The sequence below is a fragment of the Nitrospira sp. M1 genome (assembly GCF_965152605.1).
On the sequence record NZ_OZ224217.1, the window covers coordinates 3,244,712 to 3,270,126 of the forward strand.

Annotated in this window: 25 protein-coding genes; 18 read left to right on the forward strand and 7 right to left on the reverse strand. The window is 47.5% G+C overall.

What is annotated here, in order from left to right; translation table 11 throughout:
* Positions 1-10: 10 nt before the first annotated feature.
* The 14 genes from ACWHX8_RS14675 (at position 11) to ACWHX8_RS14740 (ending at position 16,892) form a co-directional block, all read left to right on the forward strand.
* Entirely contained in the window at positions 11-1,024 is a 1,014-nt protein-coding gene (locus tag ACWHX8_RS14675) for a tetratricopeptide repeat protein (RefSeq protein WP_447968877.1), read from the forward strand.
* Positions 1,021-1,920, forward strand: coding sequence for a TonB family protein (locus tag ACWHX8_RS14680; RefSeq protein ID WP_447968878.1), 900 nt, complete (start codon positions 1,021-1,023; stop codon positions 1,918-1,920). Before ACWHX8_RS14675 ends, ACWHX8_RS14680 begins: the two co-directional genes overlap by 4 nt.
* Before the next feature lie 38 nt (positions 1,921-1,958).
* Entirely contained in the window at positions 1,959-2,564 is a 606-nt protein-coding gene (locus tag ACWHX8_RS14685; RefSeq protein WP_447968879.1) for a MotA/TolQ/ExbB proton channel family protein, read from the forward strand.
* Positions 2,561-2,971 carry an ExbD/TolR family protein gene (locus tag ACWHX8_RS14690; protein ID WP_447968880.1) on the forward strand — a complete coding sequence of 137 codons (411 nt, stop codon included), beginning with the start codon at positions 2,561-2,563 and terminating at the stop codon, positions 2,969-2,971. Before ACWHX8_RS14685 ends, ACWHX8_RS14690 begins: the two co-directional genes overlap by 4 nt.
* 55 nt (positions 2,972-3,026) lie before the next feature.
* A complete protein-coding gene (locus tag ACWHX8_RS14695; protein ID WP_447968881.1) occupies positions 3,027-3,374 on the forward strand; it encodes a hypothetical protein in 348 nt (115 codons plus the stop codon).
* A 188-nt stretch (positions 3,375-3,562) separates the two neighbouring features.
* Complete coding sequence (locus ACWHX8_RS14700) at positions 3,563-3,769, forward strand: helix-turn-helix domain-containing protein (protein WP_447968882.1); 207 nt, start codon at positions 3,563-3,565, stop codon at positions 3,767-3,769.
* A 136-nt stretch (positions 3,770-3,905) separates the two neighbouring features.
* Positions 3,906-4,211, forward strand: a complete 306-nt coding sequence (locus ACWHX8_RS14705) for a hypothetical protein (protein ID WP_447968883.1) — start codon at positions 3,906-3,908, stop codon at positions 4,209-4,211.
* Between the two features lie 109 nt (positions 4,212-4,320).
* Positions 4,321-5,085: a hypothetical protein gene (locus ACWHX8_RS14710; protein WP_447968884.1), complete on the forward strand. Its 765-nt coding sequence runs from the start codon at positions 4,321-4,323 to the stop codon at positions 5,083-5,085.
* A 1,191-nt stretch (positions 5,086-6,276) separates the two neighbouring features.
* Positions 6,277-6,834 (forward strand): cytochrome P460 family protein, encoded by a 558-nt coding sequence (locus tag ACWHX8_RS14715; protein WP_447968885.1) that lies wholly within the window; start codon positions 6,277-6,279, stop codon positions 6,832-6,834.
* Positions 6,835-7,574: 740 nt separating this feature from the next.
* Positions 7,575-8,963, forward strand: coding sequence for an amidohydrolase family protein (locus ACWHX8_RS14720; RefSeq protein ID WP_447968886.1), 1,389 nt, complete (start codon positions 7,575-7,577; stop codon positions 8,961-8,963).
* A 65-nt stretch (positions 8,964-9,028) separates the two neighbouring features.
* Positions 9,029-11,254 (forward strand): TonB-dependent receptor family protein, encoded by a 2,226-nt coding sequence (locus tag ACWHX8_RS14725; protein WP_447968887.1) that lies wholly within the window; start codon positions 9,029-9,031, stop codon positions 11,252-11,254.
* A gap of 806 nt (positions 11,255-12,060) precedes the next feature.
* Positions 12,061-14,385 (forward strand): TonB-dependent receptor domain-containing protein, encoded by a 2,325-nt coding sequence (locus ACWHX8_RS14730; RefSeq protein WP_447968888.1) that lies wholly within the window; start codon positions 12,061-12,063, stop codon positions 14,383-14,385.
* Between the two features lie 663 nt (positions 14,386-15,048).
* On the forward strand, positions 15,049-16,314 hold the full coding sequence (locus ACWHX8_RS14735) for a sialidase family protein (RefSeq protein WP_447968889.1): 1,266 nt from the start codon (positions 15,049-15,051) through the stop codon (positions 16,312-16,314).
* A gap of 17 nt (positions 16,315-16,331) precedes the next feature.
* The gene (locus tag ACWHX8_RS14740; RefSeq protein ID WP_447968890.1) at positions 16,332-16,892 is read left to right on the forward strand and encodes a TlpA family protein disulfide reductase; all 561 of its coding nucleotides are present in this window, start codon (positions 16,332-16,334) and stop codon (positions 16,890-16,892) included.
* Positions 16,893-17,974: 1,082 nt separating this feature from the next.
* Here the strand turns inward: ACWHX8_RS14740 and ACWHX8_RS14745 are convergent.
* The 3 genes from ACWHX8_RS14745 to ACWHX8_RS14755 all read right to left on the reverse strand — a co-directional run bounded on the left by ACWHX8_RS14745 (position 17,975) and on the right by ACWHX8_RS14755 (position 18,885).
* Positions 17,975-18,259: a hypothetical protein gene (locus ACWHX8_RS14745; protein ID WP_447968891.1), complete on the reverse strand. Its 285-nt coding sequence runs from the start codon at positions 18,257-18,259 to the stop codon at positions 17,975-17,977.
* A 171-nt stretch (positions 18,260-18,430) separates the two neighbouring features.
* Positions 18,431-18,589 (reverse strand): hypothetical protein, encoded by a 159-nt coding sequence (locus ACWHX8_RS14750; protein ID WP_447968892.1) that lies wholly within the window; start codon positions 18,587-18,589, stop codon positions 18,431-18,433.
* On the reverse strand, positions 18,586-18,885 hold the full coding sequence (locus ACWHX8_RS14755) for a hypothetical protein (protein ID WP_447968893.1): 300 nt from the start codon (positions 18,883-18,885) through the stop codon (positions 18,586-18,588). The genes ACWHX8_RS14750 and ACWHX8_RS14755 overlap by 4 nt, the downstream gene beginning before the upstream one ends.
* Before the next feature lie 263 nt (positions 18,886-19,148).
* On the opposite strand from ACWHX8_RS14755, the gene tnpA reads away from it, so the two are divergent.
* From tnpA to ACWHX8_RS14770, 3 genes are all read left to right on the forward strand, one after another.
* Positions 19,149-19,580: an IS200/IS605 family transposase gene (gene tnpA / locus ACWHX8_RS14760; RefSeq protein WP_447968894.1), complete on the forward strand. Its 432-nt coding sequence runs from the start codon at positions 19,149-19,151 to the stop codon at positions 19,578-19,580.
* A 266-nt stretch (positions 19,581-19,846) separates the two neighbouring features.
* Positions 19,847-20,143 carry a hypothetical protein gene (locus ACWHX8_RS14765; protein ID WP_447968895.1) on the forward strand — a complete coding sequence of 99 codons (297 nt, stop codon included), beginning with the start codon at positions 19,847-19,849 and terminating at the stop codon, positions 20,141-20,143.
* Positions 20,144-20,257: 114 nt separating this feature from the next.
* On the forward strand, positions 20,258-20,596 hold the full coding sequence (locus ACWHX8_RS14770; RefSeq protein ID WP_447968896.1) for a hypothetical protein: 339 nt from the start codon (positions 20,258-20,260) through the stop codon (positions 20,594-20,596).
* Between the two features lie 546 nt (positions 20,597-21,142).
* Here the strand turns inward: ACWHX8_RS14770 and ACWHX8_RS14775 are convergent.
* The 3 genes from ACWHX8_RS14775 to ACWHX8_RS14785 form a co-directional block, all read right to left on the reverse strand.
* On the reverse strand, positions 21,143-22,087 hold the full coding sequence (locus tag ACWHX8_RS14775) for a sugar phosphate nucleotidyltransferase (protein ID WP_447968897.1): 945 nt from the start codon (positions 22,085-22,087) through the stop codon (positions 21,143-21,145).
* A 198-nt stretch (positions 22,088-22,285) separates the two neighbouring features.
* Positions 22,286-23,158 (reverse strand): SPFH domain-containing protein, encoded by an 873-nt coding sequence (locus ACWHX8_RS14780; protein WP_447968898.1) that lies wholly within the window; start codon positions 23,156-23,158, stop codon positions 22,286-22,288.
* A 39-nt stretch (positions 23,159-23,197) separates the two neighbouring features.
* Positions 23,198-23,560, reverse strand: a complete 363-nt coding sequence (locus ACWHX8_RS14785; protein ID WP_447968899.1) for a hypothetical protein — start codon at positions 23,558-23,560, stop codon at positions 23,198-23,200.
* Between the two features lie 877 nt (positions 23,561-24,437).
* Here ACWHX8_RS14785 and ACWHX8_RS14790 point away from each other — a divergent pair.
* The gene (locus ACWHX8_RS14790; RefSeq protein WP_447968900.1) at positions 24,438-24,863 is read left to right on the forward strand and encodes a CBS domain-containing protein; all 426 of its coding nucleotides are present in this window, start codon (positions 24,438-24,440) and stop codon (positions 24,861-24,863) included.
* A 236-nt stretch (positions 24,864-25,099) separates the two neighbouring features.
* On the opposite strand, the gene ACWHX8_RS14795 is transcribed toward ACWHX8_RS14790, so the two are convergent.
* Positions 25,100-25,414 (reverse strand): DUF2934 domain-containing protein, encoded by a 315-nt coding sequence (locus ACWHX8_RS14795; RefSeq protein WP_447968901.1) that lies wholly within the window; start codon positions 25,412-25,414, stop codon positions 25,100-25,102.
* Between the last annotated feature and the right edge of the window lies 1 nt (position 25,415).

Consider the following 25,415-nt stretch of genomic DNA (forward strand, 5'->3'; position numbering starts at 1 on the left):
GTTGATCATCATGATGTGGTGGGCATTCCTGCTTTTTCCATCAGCCGCATTCGCAGATGAAGCCCTGGATTACTTCAACCAGGCGCACCAACATATCCAGCAAGGACAGCATGAACAAGCGGTCGCCACGCTTGAAAAGGCCATTGCCACGTACCCGCGATTCGCCGAAGCCCATCATTTGCTTGGGCTTGTCTACTTCACCGGATTGCAGCAACCGGAACAAGCGATCGCCGCATTCAAACAGGCCGTCTCCTATTATCCCAACTTTGCACGTGCACACATGGATATGGGAACCGTCCTCCATCATCAACAGCAAGTTGCCGATGCGGAAGTTGCCTACCAAAAAGCCGTTGACCTGTATCCTCGTTTTCTAGAAGCGCAACTCGCCTTGGCCGCCTTGTACGACCAAACCGCTCAGCCACAGAAAGCCATTACGGCCTATACCTCAGCCCTGAGTCTGAAACCTGACCAGCCGGATATCCTCTACAAACTCGCCTATTGGCATCATCAAGCCGGTGATGTCGAACAGGCCCACACGATGCTTAAGCGCTTGCATACAACCGATCAGAATCATCTCGAGGGCTGGCTTCTGAAAGGAGAGCTTTTTGAAAAAGCCAACAAGCCGGACGAGGCGGTTCAAGCCTACGAACAGGCACTCAGCATCAAAGACGATTTGCTTGGCCCACATCAAGCCTTAGGGTTTCTATACCAGGATCAGGGGAAAAGTGAGCAGGCCGCCGAACATTTTTCCGCCATCACCAAGCTTGACCCAGAAAATCCAGAAGCCCATCTGAACTTTGGGGTGATCTTAGCGGGGCTCAAACGACTCGACGAAGCCGAACAGGAATACCTCACAGCCATTTCATTGGAACCGAATCTCACAGAAGGTTATTACAATCTTGGGGTGTTCTATGAATTTCACCGAAAAGATACGGACAAGGCATTACGACAGTATCAAGAATACTTGAAACTCGGTGGAACAGATGAACGCATCACACAATTAGTCAAGAAAGTTCAGCCATGACCTCGGCCTCCGCCGTACAGCCAGAATGCTCACCTCGAATATTCAGTCTCTGTGGCATCTTGTCACTGGCGTTTCATGCAAGTGTGCTACTGGGCTTATCTCTCATCCAACCGTCTCCTCCCGCCATTGACACCAGCCCAACAGTCAAGGTCACCCTTGTTCCCACCGAAGTTCCAATGAAAACGGAAGCCCCGAGCGCAGCACCTGAGGCCACAGCACCACCACTGAAAACCCTACCTCGCCGCGTACCCACACCACCTGTGACGCAACCCGTACAACCACAAATCTCGCAACCACAACCCATGAAGGCCGTCGCAGCACTTCAACTCGACGCCGTACCACCGAACACACCGCCACTGACACCCCCCAAAAAACGAATATTGAAAGATACACTGGCATCAGATGCGTTATTCGCACAAAGCGCGACGAAAATGGTGAAACGCTCAAGGACAAGCCTGGCAACCTCATCCACGTCAACCAGCCCTCACATGACCATTGCACAACATCCAACGGTTGGACCGTTGCGTCCATCCATACACGCTATCAAAGCAACGCCTCCACCATCGTTACCAACGAAAACACGGCGGTTGACAGCAAGCCTTCCAACGACCAAAGGATTAGGCATTAAAAAAATTGGCGTTCGCCATTCGGTTCGTCCAGTGTATCCACGAGTCGCAAAAGAGGAAGGATGGGAGGGCATCGTACTCCTCCGTGTCCTTGTCCATACCAGCGGTATGCCAGGAAAAATCACGATTCGAAAAAGTAGTGGCCATAAGATTTTAGATGAGGCCGCCATTGCGGCTATGCGTCAATGGCGTTTTGCTCCTGCCAAAGATGGTAACTTTGTCATCGAGAAGCATGTCGATGTTCCACTGAAATTTGGACTTCACGGATAACCAGTTGAATTCCCAGAAAGCATGAGGCGACCTACTATATGATGCAGATACTGATAGCCGGCGGCTGGATGATGGTGCCGATAGTCCTCTGTTCCGTCCTGGGTATCGCCATTATCCTGGAACGATGTTTCTATTTCCGGCACCTCGGCTATGAAGCTGAAGCCCAAAAAATCATCACGCTGACCGAACAGGGAAAGTTGACCGACGCACTGGCCGTTGCCGAACAACGCCAGAAGCCACTATTGCGAGTCTTAGCCGCGGGTATCATGAAGCGAGGCGAATTGCCTGAAAAGGCCATGGAAGCGGCAAGTCTTGCCGAATTGACCCGTCTCAAACGAGGGTTATCCGCACTCGACACGATTATTACACTCGGTCCACTCTTGGGTTTACTTGGGACCATTGTGGGCATGATTGACTCGTTCGGCATCATGGCCGAATCAGGACTCGGGCAACCTCATGCTGTCACCGGAGGTGTCGCCGAAGCACTGGTCTGTACCGCAGCAGGAATTTTTGTCGCCGTGACAACTCTCATTCCCTATAATTATTTTCTGGCTCGAGTAGAACAAGCGACCGAACGTATGGAACAATATGCCACCCATATGGAGTCGGCTCTCGCAGCCGAAAATCGGCAAAGCCATTCATGAGACTTCCCGCTTCAGCAAAAAAGAAAGCTCGCATCGAAATCATTCCCATGATCGACACCATGTTTTTTCTTTTGGTGTTTTTCATGATCGCCACGCTCTCGATGACGACACAGCATGGCATGCCCGTGAATTTGCCAGAAGCCAACTCGACCACGGATTCGGTCACCGAACCGGTTTCTTTGACGATAACGGAACAAGGGGACTTGTTTTTCAATAAAGAAGCCATTACGCTTGACCAACTGAGTGCCAAACTCCAAGTTATGATCCAGGCACAGGCAGAACCTTCGGTCGTCATCAATGCCGACGAACACACACGACATGGCTTGGTGATCGCCGTAATGGATCAGGTCAGACAACACGGCATTCATAGTATGGCAATCGCCACCAAACCTGGAATACGGCCGTAGCTCTAAGGACCAGGAAGCCACGTACTCCTACTGGCCAAATGCCCAATACGGTGAAATGATGACGCATTCTTCACATAGGCGAACTATTCGGTCAGGAGGGATTCTTCTTTCATCGCTCTACCTGTTCTTGCTGGGGGCCGCTTCATTTTGTTTGTTTGCCCATGCGGCTCCTCCCAATGAAACCACACACCATACTCAACAGACCGCCAATCATTCGACACTGTGTATTTGGGCCTGCCAAGTCGGCTCCTATTCCTCAACAGGTCAACTAGGTTCAACACCCGATACGAAACCTGACCTTCTCGTTGTCGCAACTCTTCAATACGCCTCTGCCATAGCGCCTCAATACGATGCGCTCTCCATTCGATCCCGTGGCCCTCCTCATACATTCCTGACAGTGTAATTCTTTATTGCATTCGTTTGTCGTTCAATCGGACTTGTCTTTGTTGGCAGGTCTGATCATGAGCACTGTGGTGAGAAAGAACGCCTGGCTGTCCTGCAGACGGAACGTATTTTTTCACAAGGCTTTGACAACAATGCCATACCAACACATTTGCACACAGGAAATGAAAAAAGAGGAGGATACTCACCATGACTAAGCAACTTCTACGCGTAGGCGAAGCCGCTCAAGTACTCAATGTCAGCCGATGGACGATTTATCGTTGGGTCGAAGAAGGCCGACTAGAGGCCACAAAAATCGGGAAAGGCAGTCTCAGGATTTTTCACGAATCCGTAAATGCCCTTGTGCAAGACAATCGCAAGGAACATTGGGAACCTGTCCTCACCGGTACGCGATAATTTTTTCAGAAAACTGTTGCAGGACTTAGTAAACATCTGTAGACGAACATGCGCGTTCTCAGTACAGTGAGGGAAACAATTGGAAGCGTATGATCAGTGTTTGCAATTCAACCTTTGACATCATATGGCCGTTCACATGAATCTTCGAATAAGTCATAAAGTCATCGCCATAGCCCTGAGCTGTTGTTTTCTAGCGGTCAGCACATCCTATGCTGGCGCCATGGCCAATCACGCAACCGCTCATCACAGTCAGGACAGCCATACACAATCCTGGTGCGATTGGCTGTGTAAGGCGAGCCAGGCGATTCAGACTCCCACAACACAGCTTGACCAAGCCTCTACATGCATCACTCCCCTTCTCTCTCGTGAGGGCGCGCAAAATGTTTTCTGCCTCACTCTTTCTCCAGGATCTCGCGGCCCGCCCGTCCGTCACTTTTCGTAATTCACTCATTCTCAGACCATACAGCACGGATCAGTCGTACATGCCTTTCGTGTACAAGCAGGTCTAGCCCGTGCTGCCTCAATCGTACCGCTATATTTGTGAGGTAAAGATGTCTCGTGCCTTGCGGAGCATTTACATCATATTAAATTTCTCTCGTCACCGTTCGATACAGAAAACACTGTTTGCCATGCTTTTGATGAGCATCTTCGGAATACCGGTGATAGGACAGGCCAATCAACTATTTTCACTCCACCTCGCAGCCAAACCCTTTAGTCCAACGATGTGCAAAGGCAACGGGCATAGCGCATTCATTCGTATACAAGTTGCGAACCACCGTGACCTGATTGTAAGACGGGTACCAGGACAATACATTCCGGACAATACCGATGAGGCAAGGCAGAAGGACTACAGCCACTACATCGAGTTAGCGGATCTCACCAACGGACGAGTGACCAATGGCGCCATTGCGTTCGATACTCAACATGGCATCATCTTCACAGACGCCCATCCTGGTGGAATGTCTCGCCCTGTCTTCATCAATCAACAGCCCGAAGACCTCCGCCCAATCGTGAATCAGGCGTTCAATACATTTTTGTATATCCATCGAATTCTTAATGTCGCCATCGATGCTTGCCGCTCATATCCACCCAAAGTGGCATATGAGACCGATGATGAGATTCTCAGGATCGAGGAGGGCAAACACCGATATTTAAGCCTTGTCCATCAGCATAATAGGCAGCCCACACCGCAGGACTTTACCATTCGACACGAAACTGGCTACACCGATGGGTTTGTCGACCCCGATGTAGGAAAACACGCAAACGTGAGCTATCACGCCATGAACCCTTTGAACTTTTATGTACCGTCATCCTAACCGTAATGGATGACACGTGCCCTATGAAGTAGATATTTATGCAGATGTGGTTCTCAACCAGTTCGCCTGTCCGTTTTTTGAATCCCAAGGTGGGAGCCCACGTGACGGCAATATCGCGTAGGGGCTGATAGTGTGACCTAACGGGTAAAGGCATGTGTTCCGTTGTGTGTGACACCCAAGGTGGGGAGCCCACGTGACGGGACTATCGCGTGGGGGCTGATAGTGTGACCTGACGGGGCAAGGCATATATTCCGTTGTGTGTGACACCCAAGGTGGGGAGCCCACGTGACGGGTACATCGCGTAGACGCTGATATTCTGACCTTGCAGGTAAAGACATCTGCTCCGTTGTGTGTGACACCCAAGGTGGGCTCTTCCTCCTGACCTTGGGAAACCCAGGGTGAAGGCATTTGGACTTGCAACCTCCTTGGCCTTCACCCTGGACTCTTATCCCAAACCCCGGATTTTAACTGATTCGATAATTGAGACAATTCTTCCTACTCCACACACTCCATACTTCACGGTCTTACAATTTCGGCAACCCGGTTTCATTCTAGAACAAAAAAAGAAATCCAAATTCATCTACATGCTCGTACTAACGAGTGAGCTATAGCGAATCTCAATTCGGTCCAGTTTATGCCTAAAGACTTTCAACGCGGTGTCAAAACCTTCAAGGGTTCGGAAGTCCAGTGAATCGGCTATAGCCCAGCGCCTTTCAACGTTAACATAGAGGAAAGTTATGCCCGCCTGGATGACCTGCATACGATTAACGGTTCAATAACGAAGGGTTGTAGCGAATCCAAATACATTCCAAATAGGAAAATACAACTAACTCAGCGCGGTACAACGTTTCCACCAGCGGAAGTTATTTGAAACGGCTATAACCAGCATTCCGTAGGTCGACATGTAACTGATTCGGCATAACTGAAACGGCTATAGCCACACAAATACTATTGAGAAATTTCAACGAAAACGTAATCACCCTATCACTAGAAAGATCGACAGGAAGGAGGAACCAATACGACAGCAACATTTCCCATGAGTTGGAATAACATGAGTGAGGACACATCCACGCTATTCCAAGGTGACCAAGACTCAGGGGATCACACCCCTTAAAACCTATTCGCTCATCGAGTGACTCTACGAAAACGAGCCTTTATTGATCTTTACAACATATAAGGAGACTGTGGGTCATGAAAAAACTGATTATGGTGAGTCTGTTGAGTATGATCGTCCCGTTCATCGGCTGTTCATCGATGTCGATGACTCCATCAGCCCAATCACATGACATGCCGAAAGACGGAGATTTGATGTTCCCCAAAGACTACAACATGTTTCCAACGTTTTTAAAAGGCATCCAAAAACCAAATGCCGTTCGAGATCTTTACATCAACAAAACTGGCGCCAAAACAAGTCAGGGCACATCATTTGCCAATGGATCAATCTTAGTCATGGAAATCTATAATGCGCAGAAAGGGATGAATGACGAATTTGCGAAGGATACGCAAGGCAATCTGGTAAAAGGCGAACTAGCCAAAATTTTCGTGATGCAAAAAGACAAAGGCTGGGGAATGCATGCCCCTCAGGGATTACAAAATGGCGATTGGATCTACGCAGCGTTCAAACCTAACGGAGAACGATTGGATGTAGATTATAAGGCCTGCCGAGGATGTCATTTACCGTTGGGCGAGCCCAAGGATTACGTCCATCGTTACGATGAATATTTCGAAACACGTGGCCATGCCTATTGAGCCAAAAATGAGACAGCCTATCGACAGAAGAGAAGTCTTAACGATTTCTTAGATGTCGAAGTAGTCTCTTATTCTGAGATGTATAGTTAGCAGGGTGAAGACGAATTGAAACCGCACGTTTCGTGGTCTTCACCCTGAACTCTATCAGCAAGGGACAAAGCCCAGGTTAAACCCTATCTGGGATATTTGCCCGTGTTACGTTGAGCGAAAGTCTAAAGCTCGATAATCCATGATGCACGTATCGCAGCCCTTTGCCAGCATCACGGCATTCAAGAGTTATGGACGGCTGACCGCTATTTAAGTTGACTCCCCACCATTTCTCCCTGCAATCCACGAGTCTAAAGACGTGAAGCCCACTTGCCTCCTGCCCTATTGACACTCAAAAGTTCTCGCGGCTTCTCAGTACAAATAACCTGGCGCCTTTAGGGCATGGAGCATAATTCAAAAACTGTAGCATCCATGAGTTTTTGGTGTACTGATAGGTAGTTTATCCGTAGAACCCTATGGTACTAACAAGCTTATCAGCCCTGTTGTACTTATATAGGAACCCATAGAGAAAAAGATTAGAAAGTCTCTCTAGACTTCACCCAACGTGCGCCGCGTTGTATATCTCCCAACACACAATAGTTAACTGTCACAATCTATCCAAGCAAGTCTTAATGACGCAGGACTTCCTCACAATATATGAGATGCTAAAAACTGAAGTTCGTACACCGTACGCTGATGAGTGATCGAATGCCATGAAGTACATGCCTGCTTTCGTCCTATGTGTGCTGATAGCCATCAGTATCCACGTGACACCCGAAGGGTACGCTTCGGATTCGTCTAGCACAGATACCTCTCCAAAAGTCTATGCGTTTACCAATGGACAATGGTTTGATGGGCGCACATTTCAAGATACGATCTTTTATGTCAAGAATGGCTTATTGACAAAGACTCGTCCGCAGGTTGTCGATGAAACAATCAATCTTAATGGACAATTTGTTCTTCCACCATTTGGAGAAGCCCATACCCATAATGTCGAAGGGCCATGGAATATCGATCACACAATTCTGACCTATTTGCAACATGGCATTTTCTATGTCAAAAACCTCAATAACATTCGAGAGTTTTCTGAACAAATCCAGGACAAGATCAATAGCTCGCAGAGTATTGATGTCGCCTTTGCGCATGGTGGGCTTACTTCCACGACCGGGCACCCCATTGCACTGTACGAAAACCTTCTCCGTCTGCACCGATATGAACCCATTATCGGAAAAAAGGCACAGGGGTGGTTTAACAATCGTGCCTACTTCGTCATCGATTCAAATCAGGATTTAGACCGGACATGGCCCAAGATCATCGCGGGCAAGCCGGATTTCCTGAAGATATACATAGGTCAGATTTCACCAGTCGCCCCCCATGCCCATGCACCCCAAGCACAGTTTCACCGGGGGCTCCACGCTAACCTGATCGACCCAATCGTCAGGCGCGCTCATAAAAATGGATTACGAGTCTCTGCTCACGTTGAAACGGCAGCAGACTTTCGGCAAGCCGTGCTACGCGGCGTGGATGAAGTCGCTCATACGCCTGGCTGGTACCTTCCAACTGTCAAACACGCCTCTGCAACCATATTGCAAAAACATGATGCCGACCTTGCGCTCCAGCACAACGTCACGGTCGTGAGCACGACTGTCGCCGGCGCCTTTCCCCCTGCTGGACACCACCAACACGGGCATGCGTCCCCCCATGCAGACGATTCTCACGCTCGGGGAAATCATCAAAAACCTACACAGCAACCGATTCAGCAAACAGCAGAAACGATCCAACGCGATAATCTTCAATTATTGCACCGACAAGGCGTCAAAATTGCCATTGGCAGTGATCACGCAGAGACGTCCCGTGCCGAAGCCCTGCATCTGCATGATCTTGGAATATTCGACAACCTCACGTTGCTCAAGCTGTGGTGCGAAAACACGGCCGCAACCATCTTTCCACATCGAAAGATTGGCAGACTCACAGAAGGGTACGAGGCGAACTTTATCGTCCTGCAAGGAAATCCGATTCAAGACTTTGAGCAGATCCGCCATATAACGCTTCGTGTCAAACAGGGCAAACCACTATTCATCATAGACCCCTATGCGCATTAATACATTTTTATTTCCAACTCGTATTCGCGTGAACACGCGAATCGCATGTCTCAAATGAAAGGATCATGAATGTGATCACAACAGTGCGTCGAAACCTATGCAGTCCATACGGTCTGTTCAGCATTGGCCTCATGTCCATGACGCTTGGGGCTTCCATGACGTTTGCAGAACCGTCGAAGGAACCGGCACCCACTGAAGTCGAAATGTTAGCACCCGTTCTCGTCGAAGGAAAACGCATTGAAAATATTGATGTCGTCAAAGAAGAATTAGCACGACGGCCTGGAAGCGTCGCGTTAATTGAAGAAAAAGAAATACGCCAATCTCGAGGCGTTAACCTGAACGATGTCTTGCAGTTTGTCCCAGGCGTCCGGTTTCAAACCCGGTTTGGGGCGGACGAAGGACAATTTCAAATTCGCGGCACGTCACTTCGCAACAACTTTCACCATCGCGGCATTAATATTCTCATTAACGGTATCTATTTTGGAGACGCTGACGGATTCTCAGACTTTGAATCTATCGACCTCCTCGCCTATGAACGGATCGAGGTGTACAAGGGAGCCAATGCGTTGCGCTACGGGGCCAATACAATTGGCGGAGCCATCAATTTTGTCCCCCGAACCGGATACAATGCGTCATTGTTACAAGTCAGACTCCAAGGCGGAAGTTTTGGACTCGTCATGGGACAGGTTTCGAGTGGATACGTAACCAAGCCGTTTAAAATAGGACACATGGATGTCGTTGCCGATTATTACATCAGCGCATCAGGCAGTCATCAGGACGGCTATCAGGATAACAGCCAACAGGATCGTCAACGACTCAACGCCAACATTGGGTTAAAAATCGGTACTCATCAAGAAGTCCGCGCCTATATCTTAGGAGGCGTCGTCGCAGAACGCATTCCCGGTTCGTTGACACAGGCGCAGCTAGAAGACAACGATCAGCAAGCCAGTTCGCTGGGTGGAATCAGTCCCTTTGCCTGCGGTCCCAACCAAGCCTGTAAATATGGACGGTATTACAACTTAATCCGAACAGGGATCGCCTATCGTAACGAATTCACCGCCAATCAATTCTTTGAAATTATTCCCTATTATTCCTATCAGTATGTCGATCATCCCATTTTCCAAACGATTGTCCAGGACAACTATAATGTGGGAGGAGAAATTCGGTATAGCAACACCAATTCCCTTTTGGGTCATGACAATGTATTCATCATCGGTCATCAACCACGATACGGAGATACCAATCAACGACGCTTCGTGAACAATCTCGGGAATCGTGGAACACAGACGCAAAACCTCAGTTTACAGACCACCAATTTTGGCACATATCTGGAAAACCAATTCAATGTCACCGAGGACTTCATTTTCATTGCAGGCGGCCGGTGGGACTATAGTATTCGAGAAGGCCGGAACCAACTCTTCAGTCCATTTTCGGGAAACATGACCAGCAGCCGGACCGACCTCCGGCAATTCAATGCCATTACTCCGAAAGTCGGGTTTTCCTACCAAACCACGCCCACGTCACAAATCTACGGAAATGTCAGCCGCGGCTATGAGCCGCCAATCAATTTAGAGTTAACCTCCTCTGTCAACCCTGATGGCTCCACGCCTACCAGCGCCTTTCTCACTCTTGATGCCCAACGTGCATGGCAATTTGAACTTGGCACGCGCGGGATCACCGCCGACAATCGCATCTCCTGGGAAGTGACCGTATTTGATTTAGAAATGCAAAAAGAAATCATCGCCTCCAATATTAACAATCAGGGAACTTTTCAAAATGCCAAAGGCACCCGGCACACAGGAGTCGAAGCGGGGGGAAGCATCGTGGTCGCCAATGGACTTCTGACACCTGGACCGAAAAATCAAAGTGATACGATCACTCTGAGATCGGCCTATACCTGGTCATTATTCAAATTCACCGACGACGTCGTCGGAGGAGGCGCCGTTGTCGCCGAAGAGGGTAATCGCGTTCCCGGTGCGCCGGAACATTACCTTACCGGCGAGGTACGGTATGACCATCCCGCAGGCTTTTGGATCGCCCCGAACTTTGAGTGGTCAATGGCAGGGTTTTATGTCGACTCGCTCAATACAACCAAAAACCCAGCCTATTTTATTACAAACCTCCGCGCAGGATATTCCTACAACGAGAGTCTTTCGTTTTTTGCCGAAGGCAGAAATCTTACCAATCAGACCTATGCCGGAGCCGTCGTGGTCAATGACTCCTTAGGCCGATTCTTTAATCCAGGGCAAGGCATCAGCGGATTTGGCGGAGTCGAATGGAGATTTAATTAATTGCGTTGACCTAACGCAAATAGATCATCGAGAGCATGGACAGACATCAAACCAACTCAAGCAGATACGAATAGGCATTTCAAGGAATGAGGATGTGGAAAATTTCTCAGAACACCCAGGCCCCTCGTCTCACCTGATTCATCAGACGCCGAAGATGAAACCTGAACCTACACGTATGCAAAAGATTTCTGTGATCTGCATACCGGCATACCGCCGATTGGGATGACCTAGGAATCCAGTACCCGAAATCATTCTACAAACACTGAGAGTCAAGGCACCTTCAATACAGAAGGAATCGTCACGGCCATTGATGACAGACGTAACCCCTTCATGAATTTTTCTCGCATCCCGCCACAAAAAATCTGTGCATTTTGTAGCATGGATCAGCACTAACCAGTAGACCAAAATCTTCTAATCACCTACTGTTGAGCCGTGCATCATCAACTGACATCCTCAATCTTGAAGTCGCGGCATTGCTCCAAGGAAGGACCGGCCTCCAAACCTTGGACATGCCCCGAGTGAAGGTGTTTGGGCTTGCATCCTCCTTGGCCTTCACTCGGTCTTTTACCCTCATCTCGCTTTACTCATACTGATTAACGGCACAACAACATCCGTCTAGACCACCATCACATATCTTCGAATCGTTGTTGTCCTATGTGCACATCAAGACATGACTTCTTTCAGATGAACAGCGGACCACACCTACCACCCAAAGTCCGATCAACTCATTCTGCGGTCTAGACAACACGCAAAGCCGAATGATTCATGTCTGCGTTATTCATTATTTTCCACAAGGAGATTATCGCGTGAAACAGTTACGTTCTGTCTGTGTATCGAAATGCTCAGCCTGTCTCTTCGTTCTCTTCTTCACTGTTCACAGCCTTCTCAGTGCCGCACCTCCAACGTTTGCTGCATCAGATGACACGTCTGTACTGAGTGAAGAAACCCTCATGCAGCAACAACAGGAGTTGGAAGGAGAACTCAATCAACTCAGCAATCGATTAGAAGACATACGGAGCCAACTCAGGGAGTTGCGTGAAACACCGACCTCACAACAAACAGATGAACAACAGAACACGCAAGCAATTCTCCAAGAGGAGGAAGTAGAAATGCTGGAGGAAATGAGTATCGTGAGCACCAGAATTCAGAAACGGCCGGAAGGATTGACCGTGTCTTCCACTCTACAGTCTGAAACAGACATGCAACCAACCAGAACGATGAAAGAATCGCTCGAAGCCCTCCCCGGTGTCATTCTTCGACAAGCCAACGGTCCACGGGATTTCAGCATTTCCATTCGCGGCTCAGGAGTCAAAACCTCCTTTGCCGTTCGGGGCATCAAGGTCTATGAAGATGGGTTTATTCAAACACAATCCGACGGCCTATCCCGACTCGATATGCACGATCCCTGGTTTATGAGAAGCACCGAAGTCATCCGAGGGGCCGCCTCCTCGCTGTACGATAACTATGCTCTCGGCGGAATGGTTCACTTCAGAAGTCGCCGGGGCAGCGACATTCAGGGCGTCGAAACGTTTTTTTCAGGCGGATCGTTCGGATACCACAAAGAAGCCATCGCCCTCGGCCAACAGTACAAAAATGTGGACATTTCATTATTTGCCAGTAATGTGGCGGAAGAAGAAGGATACATCCGGCACAGCGACTACCAGACCCAAACGCTGAATTTTAACTTCCGTTTCACTATCGATGAAAAACAAAGTCTGTACGTCAAAGCCATCACCAACTGGCTGGATACACGAGTCCCGACCCGGCTGACAAAGGCACAATTTCAGGCCAATCCCCGTCAGGCCGGCTCCAACTCCATAGCCCGAAATCAACAACGTATTGACCGACGAACGATTGTCGGAGCCATCTATGAACGGGAACTAACCCCGAATACCATCTTAACCATAGAGGCGGATTATGATGTCAAAGACATCAACCAGTATTTTTTCCAGATCTTCGATAACGTCAACACCAACATCAAACATTATACGGATCTCCGGCATCATGGCCGGATATTTGGCATGCCGTTAACGAGTTATCTTGGCTTTTTTGTGAATAACATGGAACAGGAAGGGAATTCTTTTCAAAATCTGGCCGACGGCCGGGGCACTCGTGGAACTTTAGCTGCCAACAATCGTGGGACCATCCGAAACATTGGAGGGCGTTTCCGCGAGGAACTCACATTCCTTCCCAATTGGACTCTTGCCGCCGGTCTCGGGTTTGAGCAGTCCATCGTGAGTATCCAAACCATTAACTATGACAATGCCGGAGCCGTAAATACTCGAGCTGATGCCTCTCGGACTTTTTATAATTGGGCTCCGGAAATGTCCCTCACCTGGAGACCGGAAGAAGGCTACCGACATTGGGTACGGGGGTCAACCGGGTACGCCATACCAACCTTTGGGAATCTAACTCGCAATCCGCTTACGGGGTTACCGGGAAGTAATTTTGATTTAGAGGCGCAAAAGAATGTGAATGTAGAAATCGGGACAGAGTCACGACTGCATGACACGTTGACCGTACAAGTGGTGGGATTCTGGACCTTCTTTCGGGATGAAATCATCACGCAAAATGTCTTTGATCAAAGCACCACAGCCTCAACCAATGCTGATTCGTCTGAATACCGAGGCATTGAACTCTCTGCCGATTGGCGACCCATCCCAGGATGGCGGTTTTCTGGCGCCTACACGCATATTGATGCTCGGTACAAGAATTTCACAGACCGGTTTTTGGTAAATGGTATTGCCACAGACGTGCAACAAGACGGCAAGAAAGTTCCTAACGTTCCCCGGGACATCCTCAACCTGAAAGCCGAGTATCTTCATCTTGAAACCGGATGGGGAGGTTGGGTGGAAACCAACTATTCCAATAGTTATTTCTTAAACAATGGCAATACGGTCGGCATTCCATCGTTTTGGCTCATCAATCTTAATCTTCACAAGACCTTTCAATTTGAAAACGATTGGGTTCGTTTTGCGAAGTTGTATTTCGAGATTGACAATCTTATAGACACAACGTACGCAGCATCTGGACAGGTAGTCTCAGACGCAACGGCCGATGCCAACAAACAACTCTTCTTTGCAGGGTACGGCCGCGCATTTTACGGAGGAGTCACATTGGGACTGTTCTAGCAAGAGAAGGCAAAAGGTGAGCATCGATCACCGCTCACCTTTTGCCGGCCTGCATCCTACCAGCAGAATTTAATGAGAAGTGGCCCCGTTTCTTTGAACACTTCGTCCCCATTCGATAAGTGGATCGCTCCCTCTTTTGAGTTAAGCCGCTCGGGTTGCGGCTGTGACTGAAAGTACACGTGATCGGGTGTCTGCCCAGCTAGACGAGAATGTGGGCGTCGGCTGTTGTAAAACTGAAAGTATCGAGTTCTTTGCCACACATGCCGAACCGGTCTTGACTCAACATCAAACTATGTCCAACTTAGCGTTCGAACCTTCGACTCTAGTTTTTTAATTTCAAAAAATAAGGCTTTACGGACAAGAACACATCTCCAATGATGCACGTTCTCACCAACACATCAGTGCAAATGCGACATGATGGATTTCCCTGAACTAATTTTCGACCATCCAGACTCGATCATACCATCCTCTCAAAAAACTGTAGCATTCATAGGCATCAATGAGCATAAATAAGTAGATCATTGTGAGCGACCTCGTTTAACTTGTTCATAATTGAGTAGAATAAGACCTCATGATCCCATATCCGAATCTTCTACAAACACGACAGACGTAGAATTACGTTTTTACGTACACTCCGAGAACCTCATACAGAAAGTTCATTACATGAAATACATCTCACCTTCGTTCAGACTCTATCTCCTGACTGGCGGCATAGCGCTTGGCATCTGGGCCGGCGTTTCGGTTGCAGTCAGTGCCGAAGCCCAGCATAAAGTTTCTCTCGGCCAACAGCTCTCCATTAATCATGGACATGCTCAAGTTTCAGGCCCTGCGCTTCAGGTCGATGAACAGGGCAATCGCCATGTGGCCTGGCACGAAGTTGGACAGGAATCCAATAAACTTTTTTACGTTAAAAGCGAAACAAAGGCGACAACCATTCCAGGAGCCGTACACGTCAACAACAATGGACCATCCGTCGCCTCCGTTCATCAGTCACCAGGACTGGCCTTGGGAGCGGATGGCAAGGTGTATCTGTCGTGGTCTTCTCCTCAAACTCAAAAATCAAAAAACCCGTTTGCGAGTACATTGCGTCTCAGTACGTCAACAGATCAAGGAAAGTCTTTTGCGACACCGATCACCGTCAATGATGATGAGACGCCAACAGGACATACGTTTGACAACTTGTGCGTCGATTCGAAAGGGACGGTGCATCTGGCCTGGATTGATGAACGAACGGGTAAGAAACAACCCAAAACATATGTCACGCGTTCACAAGATCAGGGCAAGAGTGTCGCCAAGAATCTTCAGTTAGAAGGTGACACGTGCGTCTGCTGTCGAACCGCGCTCGCCACGGCACCGGATGGAACGATTTATGTAACCTGGCGGCAGATTCTCGATGGCAAATTTCGGGAAACCGTTGTCGCGCGATCCAAGGATGGAGGACGAACCTATTCGTCACCCGTCGTGGTCGGGAATGACCGATGGAACTTTCCTGCCTGCCCGCACCGTCCTGCCTCAATCGCCGTTGATGGCAAAGGCCGACTCTATGTCTCCTGGTACACAGAAGGCCCTGACGATGTGCCAGGCGTGTATTTGGCTATATCCGACGATGAAGGAAAGACCTTCTCTCCACGCAAAAAACTGAATGTATCGAAAAGTACATTTCCGGATAAACCGCAAATGGCGGTAGACCGATTAGGACGCGTCTTGATGGTATGGGAAGAACTGTCACCCGTTCGTCATGAAATATTTTTTTCGTATTCACTGGATCGCGGACAGACATTTAACCGACCTCAACGATTGAATAAAGCCAAAGCCCAGCACCCGGCCATTGCCATGAATCAGCAAGGACAAGGCGTCGTCTCTTGGGTCGAACATGCCTTTCCCAACAATGTTACGATCATCCAAGACCTTCACCTTCCTCAATCCTAAACATGAGTTTGACCATAATGTGCCGACACACATGGATGATCGCCTTGCTGCTCCTCACGATGATGGGCTTTCCGACCGCATTGTCATGGGCCGCTAATCCATTTGATCAATTACGCATTTCACGTGAACTCGCTGGCACGACGATGCCGCCGTTTACGCTCGAAGCATTGGATGGAACACAGGTGCATTCCTCACAACTCAAGGGGCAGATTGTGTTACTGAACTTCTGGGCCACCTGGTGTGGACCATGTAAAGAAGAAATGCCTGCACTCGCCACACTCAACCAGCATTTTAGCAACACAGATTTTCTCTTACTAACGATCACAGCCGATCTTCAGCCAGAAGCTATTCAGGCGTTCCTGAACATTCTCAAGGTCGACTTTCCTGTGCTCCTCGACAAAACGAACGCAGTCTCGCATGCTTATATGGCTAGAGCCCTGCCCCTGACCGTGCTCATTGATAAAGAGGGCAAACTGATTGGCAAAGCTATGGGCCCCCGTGATTGGGACAGCCCCGATGCCATTGCTATGATTGAACATCTTCTAGAAACATCTAATCCCACATCAATCCTTCAGTAACATTTCCACACACTTCATCAGCCTTCTTCATTGCACGAACAAAGATTCGGCTACACGATTTTTCAACATCAGGTCAAAAAATATTGCGTGAAATAGGTATAGCGTTGTGATGCTATAGCGAAACCAAATAACTTCCAACCGAATTGACATCATGTACACAGCGCAAAAACACACGTCGTACAGACGGAAGTAAATTGGAACGGCTATAGAACTACGGAAGAAGTGATTGATACCTCAATGGACAGAAGATGTCTTCAGCCGATCTATTCGTAAAGGAGGCTTGAGGATTTTCTAGGTTGAACTTCTCAGGAAAATCCCATCATGAATTGGAAGATGAAGCAGGAGGCAGTTCAATGGATCCAAACGACGTACCGTCAATCTGATCAGCTTGGCTTTCGCATTTACGCAAAGCCACGAGGCCTAACCCATTGGATCACTGACCGATTTGTTCAGAGACAAACGGACCGTCTTTACGACAAGGTCCCTGACCCCAAATAGCTGAACACATTGATCACCGCCCATGCCACAAGCACAACAACTGCGATGACCGCTAATTCAAATAGTGAGTCCATGATATCACCTCACAGTGACCAATGATGTGCCGTGTTTCACAGTTATTAACCGCAAAAATCGTTCCCTACTCAATCTCTGATCGCCTCTCAGACAAAACTTAGAAAAGCATTGATTATTCAACAGGTTTATTCAAAGGCTTCAATCGGTCTCTCTTCAACGCTGTACATGATCCGTTCGGAATCACACTCCAGACCTGTGCGTATCCGATCAATCGACTGGTCAAAACACACAATCAGTAAAAATTCCATCATCAAGACAACCCACCATTATCGAATTGCGAGAACACCGATGCCGTCGAAGCTTCTGGCCGGACTCTCCGCGAAGAAATCTGTTAAAAGAACTGGAAGTGGATAGTGGCGGGTTAAAAATCAAAATACATGGCTCAATAGAGTCGATGCCAAATCATTCCCTTTGATGGCATAAATGTATGATCGATGCATCATCGTTTGACTGGTCAAAGCTTATAGCCTAGCATTGATGTGTAAACCTTATCTTTACTACGCCAAGTCTTAGGCTAACCGTGCTTCACATTGGCGCATGCCACTTAAATCACGCGCGTAGAGCTTTACCTTGAACGTCAATGCGATATTACCTATTGCTGTGTCTATTTCGCGTTGACAGACATACAGCACCAGCCCCCCCGGTTGCCCGACAGTGTCGGGAACATTTCCCAGCCCATCTAAGGGAGACGAATCAATCCAGCCAAAGGCAAAGGCTTCGCGAACATTATGACTGAGAACAAGGGCAAGACACACAGACGAAAGAACTCCCAGTTTTTTATCGGCATATAGCATAAACGCTTCTCAAGATTTTGCATTATCGTTATCACTAAGACAGATCAGACCATACCGAAAATAGTGCAGACAAACCTCTACAGTAACAAACTTAACAATCTCAAGATACTGAAATACTGCGCACGTGAAATATTACCTTTGTAGTTCCATGCACTGAAAATCTCAGGCATCTTATGGATACACAATCACCGACAACGTATTGTGATCAGTCAACACGTCTTTTAACGGCAGGGATTGTGGATTTTCGACTTTAAGATTCCTGACGGCAATCAGGTCGGGGCCGGCCTGACGCACGAGGATTAACCCGTTCGATGCGAGAAACTCGTTCAAAATCTCTGAATCTTGCTTCTCATTTTCAGGTCGGAGTTTGAATCCATACCGATAAGAATGGAGGCATTGCCGGGAACTAATCGTTTGATTTTGGGGTCACCCATTAGCACGATTTTCATCGCCCAGTGGTAGGTATAAAAATGACACTGGGCATAGGTATTCCGTTTGATTTCGCGACAGGGCATTGAGGGATGACGGCCAAGTGCATCGGCAATTTGTTTTGCGTGTTCCCTTCCCGTCGGGCCTGCCAGATGTAAAGCCGCTCTTACGTTGCCTAAGTGGTGATAGTGTTTCATAGGTACCATTCCTTCGATAAAATGGATTGGGTCGTCACAGCATCGTACCCTCTTAAAGGGTTTGAGAAATTGCACGTATTGTATGAATCCGCGCCTGATTTTCGTCATCCTCCCTCCCCGAAACCTTTGTGGCGCAAGGCCGCTTCTCATTTTCTATCAAAGCTAGCGCGGAGGACCACGTGGCGTGAGCCCCTGGGTGAAAGCGCTCCCCGCTGGAAGCGGGGCCTCCTTGCCATATGAAGGGGTTTGGATGACACTGGTGCATGGAGATTCGACTCAGTGCTCATGGTGCGTATCAGCATCAATACCATGTGGTGTGGATTCCGAAGTATCGGCGACGCATTTTGCGGGGAGTGATTAAGCTCTTTGTGGAGGAGCATATATCGAAAATCCAGCACTATCACCCTGATGTGGAGGTCAAACAATGGAGTGTGCAGGTTGACCACATTCATGTGGTGCTGGTGATTCCTCCGAAATATGCTGTCTCAAGTATTGTGGGCAAGATGAAAGCGAATGTGAGTCGGCAACTTCGCCTCCGGTATCCCGAGCTGAAGCGGACTTACTGGGGAGCCGTGTTGTGGTCCCCCGGGTTCTTCTCTTCGACCGTGGGGTTGAATGAGGCGGTGATCCGGCGGTACGTAGCTCATCAAGAGCAAGTAGATAAGGGACACCTTCAGCTTGCATTTGAATTTTAAGTGCCACGCGGCGTAAGCCCGTGGGTATCTACGAGAATGTCGTAGAACTTTGAAAAAGCGCTGAGCGGATATGCACGCAACGCTCCGTGCGAGATGCCTCAACTGCCGGTCATTCCAGACACTCATGATGCAATAGCTTGAAAATATAATGGATTGAAAATAATGGTTATTCACCCTTCTTGAAGGTTGTCTTTTGTTTGGCGCCATAATTGCTCAGATAAAAAGACATAGGCAAACAAAGGATCCTGAGACAAAGGAGGGAGAACATGAACTGGGAACCATTGGACGCAATCAATCTTTTGGGAATTTTGGTTATTCTTGCGCTGGCTGGTTTCTTTATAGGTTGCCTGATGGGATATATCTGGGTGCACCTGGAGCAGAGGAAAATCATGAAGTCTTTGGGGTTATTGGGGTCAAAGGGAGCTGGGACTGAATTGTCAAACAATTATATCCATACGAGAAATTTACAAGAGCCGCATGAAATCGGTCCCATCAAGTTTCACTCAATTCCTGTCGGGTATCACCCTTGGCAACAAACCAGGGAATACGCTAAAGAAGCATAGTCTTTCTATCAAGCAGCCACATTTTTGGGGATTCTAAGGTCAGACGTATTGATCACCGCCATGATCAGAGCGGGTCACAAATTGAACAAATTTGAGAATATGAAAGAGCAAATCATGAAAACAACCAAACACATATTCATGGCAATTCCAGCCATCCTGTTTTTGTTGAGTATGGCTCAGCCGGCGGTAGGCGAGGAGAGGAAAAGTCTTTCCGATGACAACCCGTTTGATTCTCCGTCTGTACAGTCATTGCTTAAACTGCCGTCATGGGTCAAACGTGAACTATCGGGGCAACACAAAACGGAATCAACAAAAAAATCCTCACGGCATTTCACAGGAGGGGGTATCTTGAAATTGAATAGTGATCGAATTCGTGAATATTCCCGCCACGGTTCTTGGGCACCACTCGAAAGCAAGCCAGGTGAAGAAAGTTTTCATCTCTTCACATTTTAACGGCTCGATGATTTGAGTTTTCGCGGCGGCCTACAAGGTTTTGAGGTCAGATCTAGTTTTATAAGCTTTGCCTATATTTACTACGGCAAGTCTTAGGCTAACCTTACTTCACATTAGCGCATGCCATTGAATCACTCGCGTAGCGCGTTACCTCGAACGTCAATGCGATATCACCTATTGCTATGTCTGTTTCCCGTTGACAGACATACATCACCAGTCCCTTGGTTGCCCGTCAGCGTCGGGAACATTTCCCAGCCCATCTACGGGAGACGAAGCAATCCAGCCAAAGGCAAGGGCTTCGCGAACATTTTGACTGAGAACAAGGGCAAGACACACAGACGAAAGAACTCCCCGCTTTTTCTCGGCATATAGCATATACGCTTCTCAAGATTTCGCCTTTTCGTTATCGCTAAGACGGATCAGACCATACCGAAAATAGGACCAGTGATCTCCTGACGACAGGAATGAAAACAGAAGTGCTCTCAGACGCTATCGTATGAGAGCCAATAATCCCAGCGTGACACACAACTGAGCCTGAAGCAGATCTCAGGTGGAGAGTTGTGGAACAAGAAACGTCGGTTCTTTCCCCAAGACTTCTAATGTCTCAACAATTCTTTCCGGCCTCCCCCAATCACTCCAAAGAATGCCCTGCAATTCCATAGTAACCAGGTGCATGACAATGCATTCCAGGAAATTTTTTGAAAAATTCTTCTGAGGCATGTCCTGATAAATTGCCTCTAACGTCAAGGCTTCTTGTGCTGACCCTATGGTTTTTTGCAGTCGCTGAAAGAGCTTCAGCATATCTGGACACCACTGTTCACCCAAACTCCAGAGCCTATTTCCATAGGCGGTGACAATCATCGTATTCCAAATTCCGCCTTTTTGAGCTAAGGCTTGAATCGCTTTCTCATCGGGTTTTTCAATAAACTCTTCTACCGTATGAACGGGCATTCCAGAATTCCCGGCCAGCGATTTCCCTGGACGAATCCATCCATACTCTCCTTCAGGGGCGTTTGGAATCGCTCCCAATAATACGATCCGTTCTTTCACACGCCTCACAACTGACACCGTCTCCCTGATCATTCGTTTAAATTTTCGATGAGGCGTAATAAAATGATCGGAAGGATAAATCGTCACCATCGCGTAAGGATCCCAATGGTTAATGTAAGTCAACGCTAAGAAAATCCCGACTGCAGTATCACAGTTTTTCGGTTGAATAAGAATGCGCCCTTTTGTCTGAGCGTTCAATTGTCGGAAAATTTCTTGCCGATGCGTCTTATCAATAACCGTCACTTTATGTTCGAGATGACCAGCTTGATCAGCTCGATCCCATGTATGTTGTAACATTGATCGCTTTCCGATAAACGCACAATACTGCTTGGGCTTTGGGTATCCTAACCATTTTTGAATAAACGGCCTCATTCGTTGGCCTTCTCCACCGGCTAAAACAATGGCCCAGTGGTTTCCATTTTTACGTTGGGGGTTATGCATTATGAGATTCACCTTTCATAATATGGCCAGTCATTCACATGACGTAGCGAAAATCATACACACTAGTACTGAAACTTCTATATGATATGCATCAAAAGGAGTTAAGAGTATGTCGTTGGCCTTTCCCCTGCAACACAAGACATCTTTACCATGACTATTGTTTGCCGTTGAATCATGCAATTCAAAAGAGTGCTTAATTCATGGGGCGATGTTCCTCCGAGGCACTGAAGTCGTTTCGGTATTCAAAAGAAGTGGAACCTCCAAATTATCTGGCAGAAGGACAAATTTTGAATTGGTCGAATCATAGAGTTTGAATCGTAAATATTCGGGAGTCAAAGTCTTCGAAATGTTTTCCTGGGCTTTGGCTTGCCCTTCGGCTCGGATTCGCAGGCTTGCGGCTTCCCCCTCCGCTCTGATCCTCAGAGAATCCCCTTCCCCTTTGGCTCGTCGTCTCGCAATTTCCGCGTCTTTTTTCGCAATCACCAGTTCAAATTCTTTTTGTTCATTCTCCTGTTCCTTGGCCTGTTTTCGTTCAATCGCATCTAACACCATTTTGGGCCACTCGATATCAGCCAAGGCAATACTCCGAATTTCCAGATGCCGACCTTTTAACTTTTCTTCCAACACTCCTTGAATCTTATGCGCAATTTCCGTGCTCCGCTCCGGTATACTCACCATTGCGTACCCTGAAATTACGCTCCGAACCGCGGAAAGCAATTCTGGCCTGACCACTTTGGGATACCAATTCGACCCGACTTCTTGAGCTAAGAAATACACCTCTTCCGGTATGGGACGTAAGATGATGGCGCTTTTTAAAATCACCTGTAAATCGTCAGAACTCAAGGCATCAACTTCTTCCGTAAAACTTCCCCATTGAACCGGATAGACATAAATATCATTCCAAGGTGCACGCCAGTAGAACCCATCTTTGAGTGGTTCCTTCATCAGACCTTCGGACAGTGGATGCCATCGCAATCCTCGCTCGCCGGGCTTTACGGAAACCCCACAACCAAATGATAAAAGCATGCTGCTAAGGAGCAAACATCGCAGAATCCAATGAAGAGGTTTCATTTTATCCTCCATATATTTTCTTCCCATTCCCTACTGACCCTAACGAGCATTAAGGCTTACTGCGCGAGAGCGAAACGAGGACAATCCAACATGCCGAGCCGCTAATCGTTCTCGATCATAGGCCTCATTGATATAAAACTCTTCCAACATATTTGCACTTGTCACCCATTCTGAGTCTGGTCCGAAAAGTTGCGCATAGCGTTTGGCCTTCAGTCTCAAGTCGTGCGCCTTTTGCACCATGAGAACTGCCTGATGAAGGTACTGTTTGACAATAAACTGCTGATCTTGAGATGCGTCTAAATTATTGAGACTGACAGGAGTATGAGGTCTCTGACATCCCACACTCACCATGATCAGCATGAGCAACATGACTTGAAGGCACCAGTGAGATAAGCGATTCATGAGAAAACCTCCTTTTTTTAGCCTTAACATACTAAGGCCCATAAATGAAATTTGCTCTTACTCTTCCATGATGTTTCGTGAAGCCCTCCTGATCACCACGCGTACAGACACATCAGCATTCGTAGAAACCTTTCGACGTAAATCTAATACATCAAAATCCATACCAAATACTTGAAGATTTGTTTAGGTGCGAATAACGCTTGAACAATAAGGCTTTAATTTAGGAATCTATCTATGAAGGTATTCTTCGTCACTGGAATCGTGCGATTCATGACATTCTTGCTCGTTCATATTCGCTCTATTGAAGTACTAATTGAAACATGGAGCAATATTCGTGAGAAAAATTCGGCCCAGAAGACTCCAGCAAGGAGGAAGGATTGGTCTTATGAGGATGGCAGGACTACAACAGGTGTCGAGTCCACTGTGAATGAGAAAACCTTGCTCCCATGGAGTGCCTCCTACAGACTAATGCATTGCGAATATAGGAGACGATGAAAGAGGTTTCATCTTAATTTGATAGTCCACAATGATGGCAGTACGTCCAAGTTCGCACATAGCAGCCTGTGCAGATTTACTCAATGTTCCATTTTTAGCTAGGATATTGTTTTCAGGTTTTTGCCATGCTCTTGGTTTTCTAAAGTTTACGAATGTGATTCTCTAAAGATCGAAATTGGCATACAGCTTGCGTCACTAAAAAATATGATCGGCATGACAAAAACGAATTATTAAATTCACTGCACAGCGATATGGCACTTTCAGTTAAATAGCTTATTGTGGGTTAAAAACGTTGTGTATTTCGAGTCTGGATAATGTTTCGACGTAAACGGTGAAATAGGTTTTTCAATCTTTCATCAAACTAGTGAAGAAAGGAAAGATTATGACTATCCAAGGTATACCGGCGGAAGGATTCAAAACGGTTGGTCAGATTAATGCGACGAATACATTGCAGTTTTATCCGGATCAAGAAGGATTAGGCATCGCAGTTGAATTAATCTCGTCTCATACCTCAGGAGGGCCTGTTGTAGACAAAAATGGACAATTCCTTGGGTTTATCAGCGAGTTCGATATCCTAAGAATGCTGGAGGCTGGTAAGGACTTAAGCACACTTCAGGCTACAGATATCATGAAACATGCGCAAATTTTTGTCACTGACTCCACGCCACTTGTCGAAGCCGTCAGGATCATGGAACAGAAGCATATGTTGGTACTTCCGGTACTAAAGAATGGCGTAGTGATAAAATCCATCACGCGACATGATCTTCTACGAGCTTGGATTGGGCTTGGCGTCGGGGTTGAAGATTAGCTGAAGAAAGGTTCTACCTTCGGTGACAATAGCAAAAATAATATTCGTTTCAGACAAAAAGGACTACACGGATTATTTTTTATTGGGGTTTTTATTTGGATTATAGCTAGTCTTGTAAAGCAAGGGTCCTTTGCTCATTCGACATGATGAAGCTTGCGGGGCTAGACTCTCGCTGTTAGGAGCATTCCCGCTCCTCTACTCCTAGTTCTTGTTCTATGACCAGAGATCAGCAGTTATTACTCCTCTGAAGTGACCTGACGTCTCGCTTCAAACCAATCCGCCCAATCATGTCCATGGTGGGCACCTCGACGTTGGTAGAGTTGATGAGCTCGGATTGCAATGAGGCTATGGAGATCTTCAGATGTTGGAAGGGCTTTCTGTTCAGAGACCTCAATCGTGGATGCATGGGTCTTCGTGCTTTCAGAGGGTAAACCGTCAGATTCAGAAGATTTCCCTCCACTCTTTTTAATCAGCCGAAACTTTCGTTGTCTGGAAGCAGAAGGTTGTTTGTTCGTTTCTTCACCCATAGGGGATTCCTGTTTTCTAGCCATG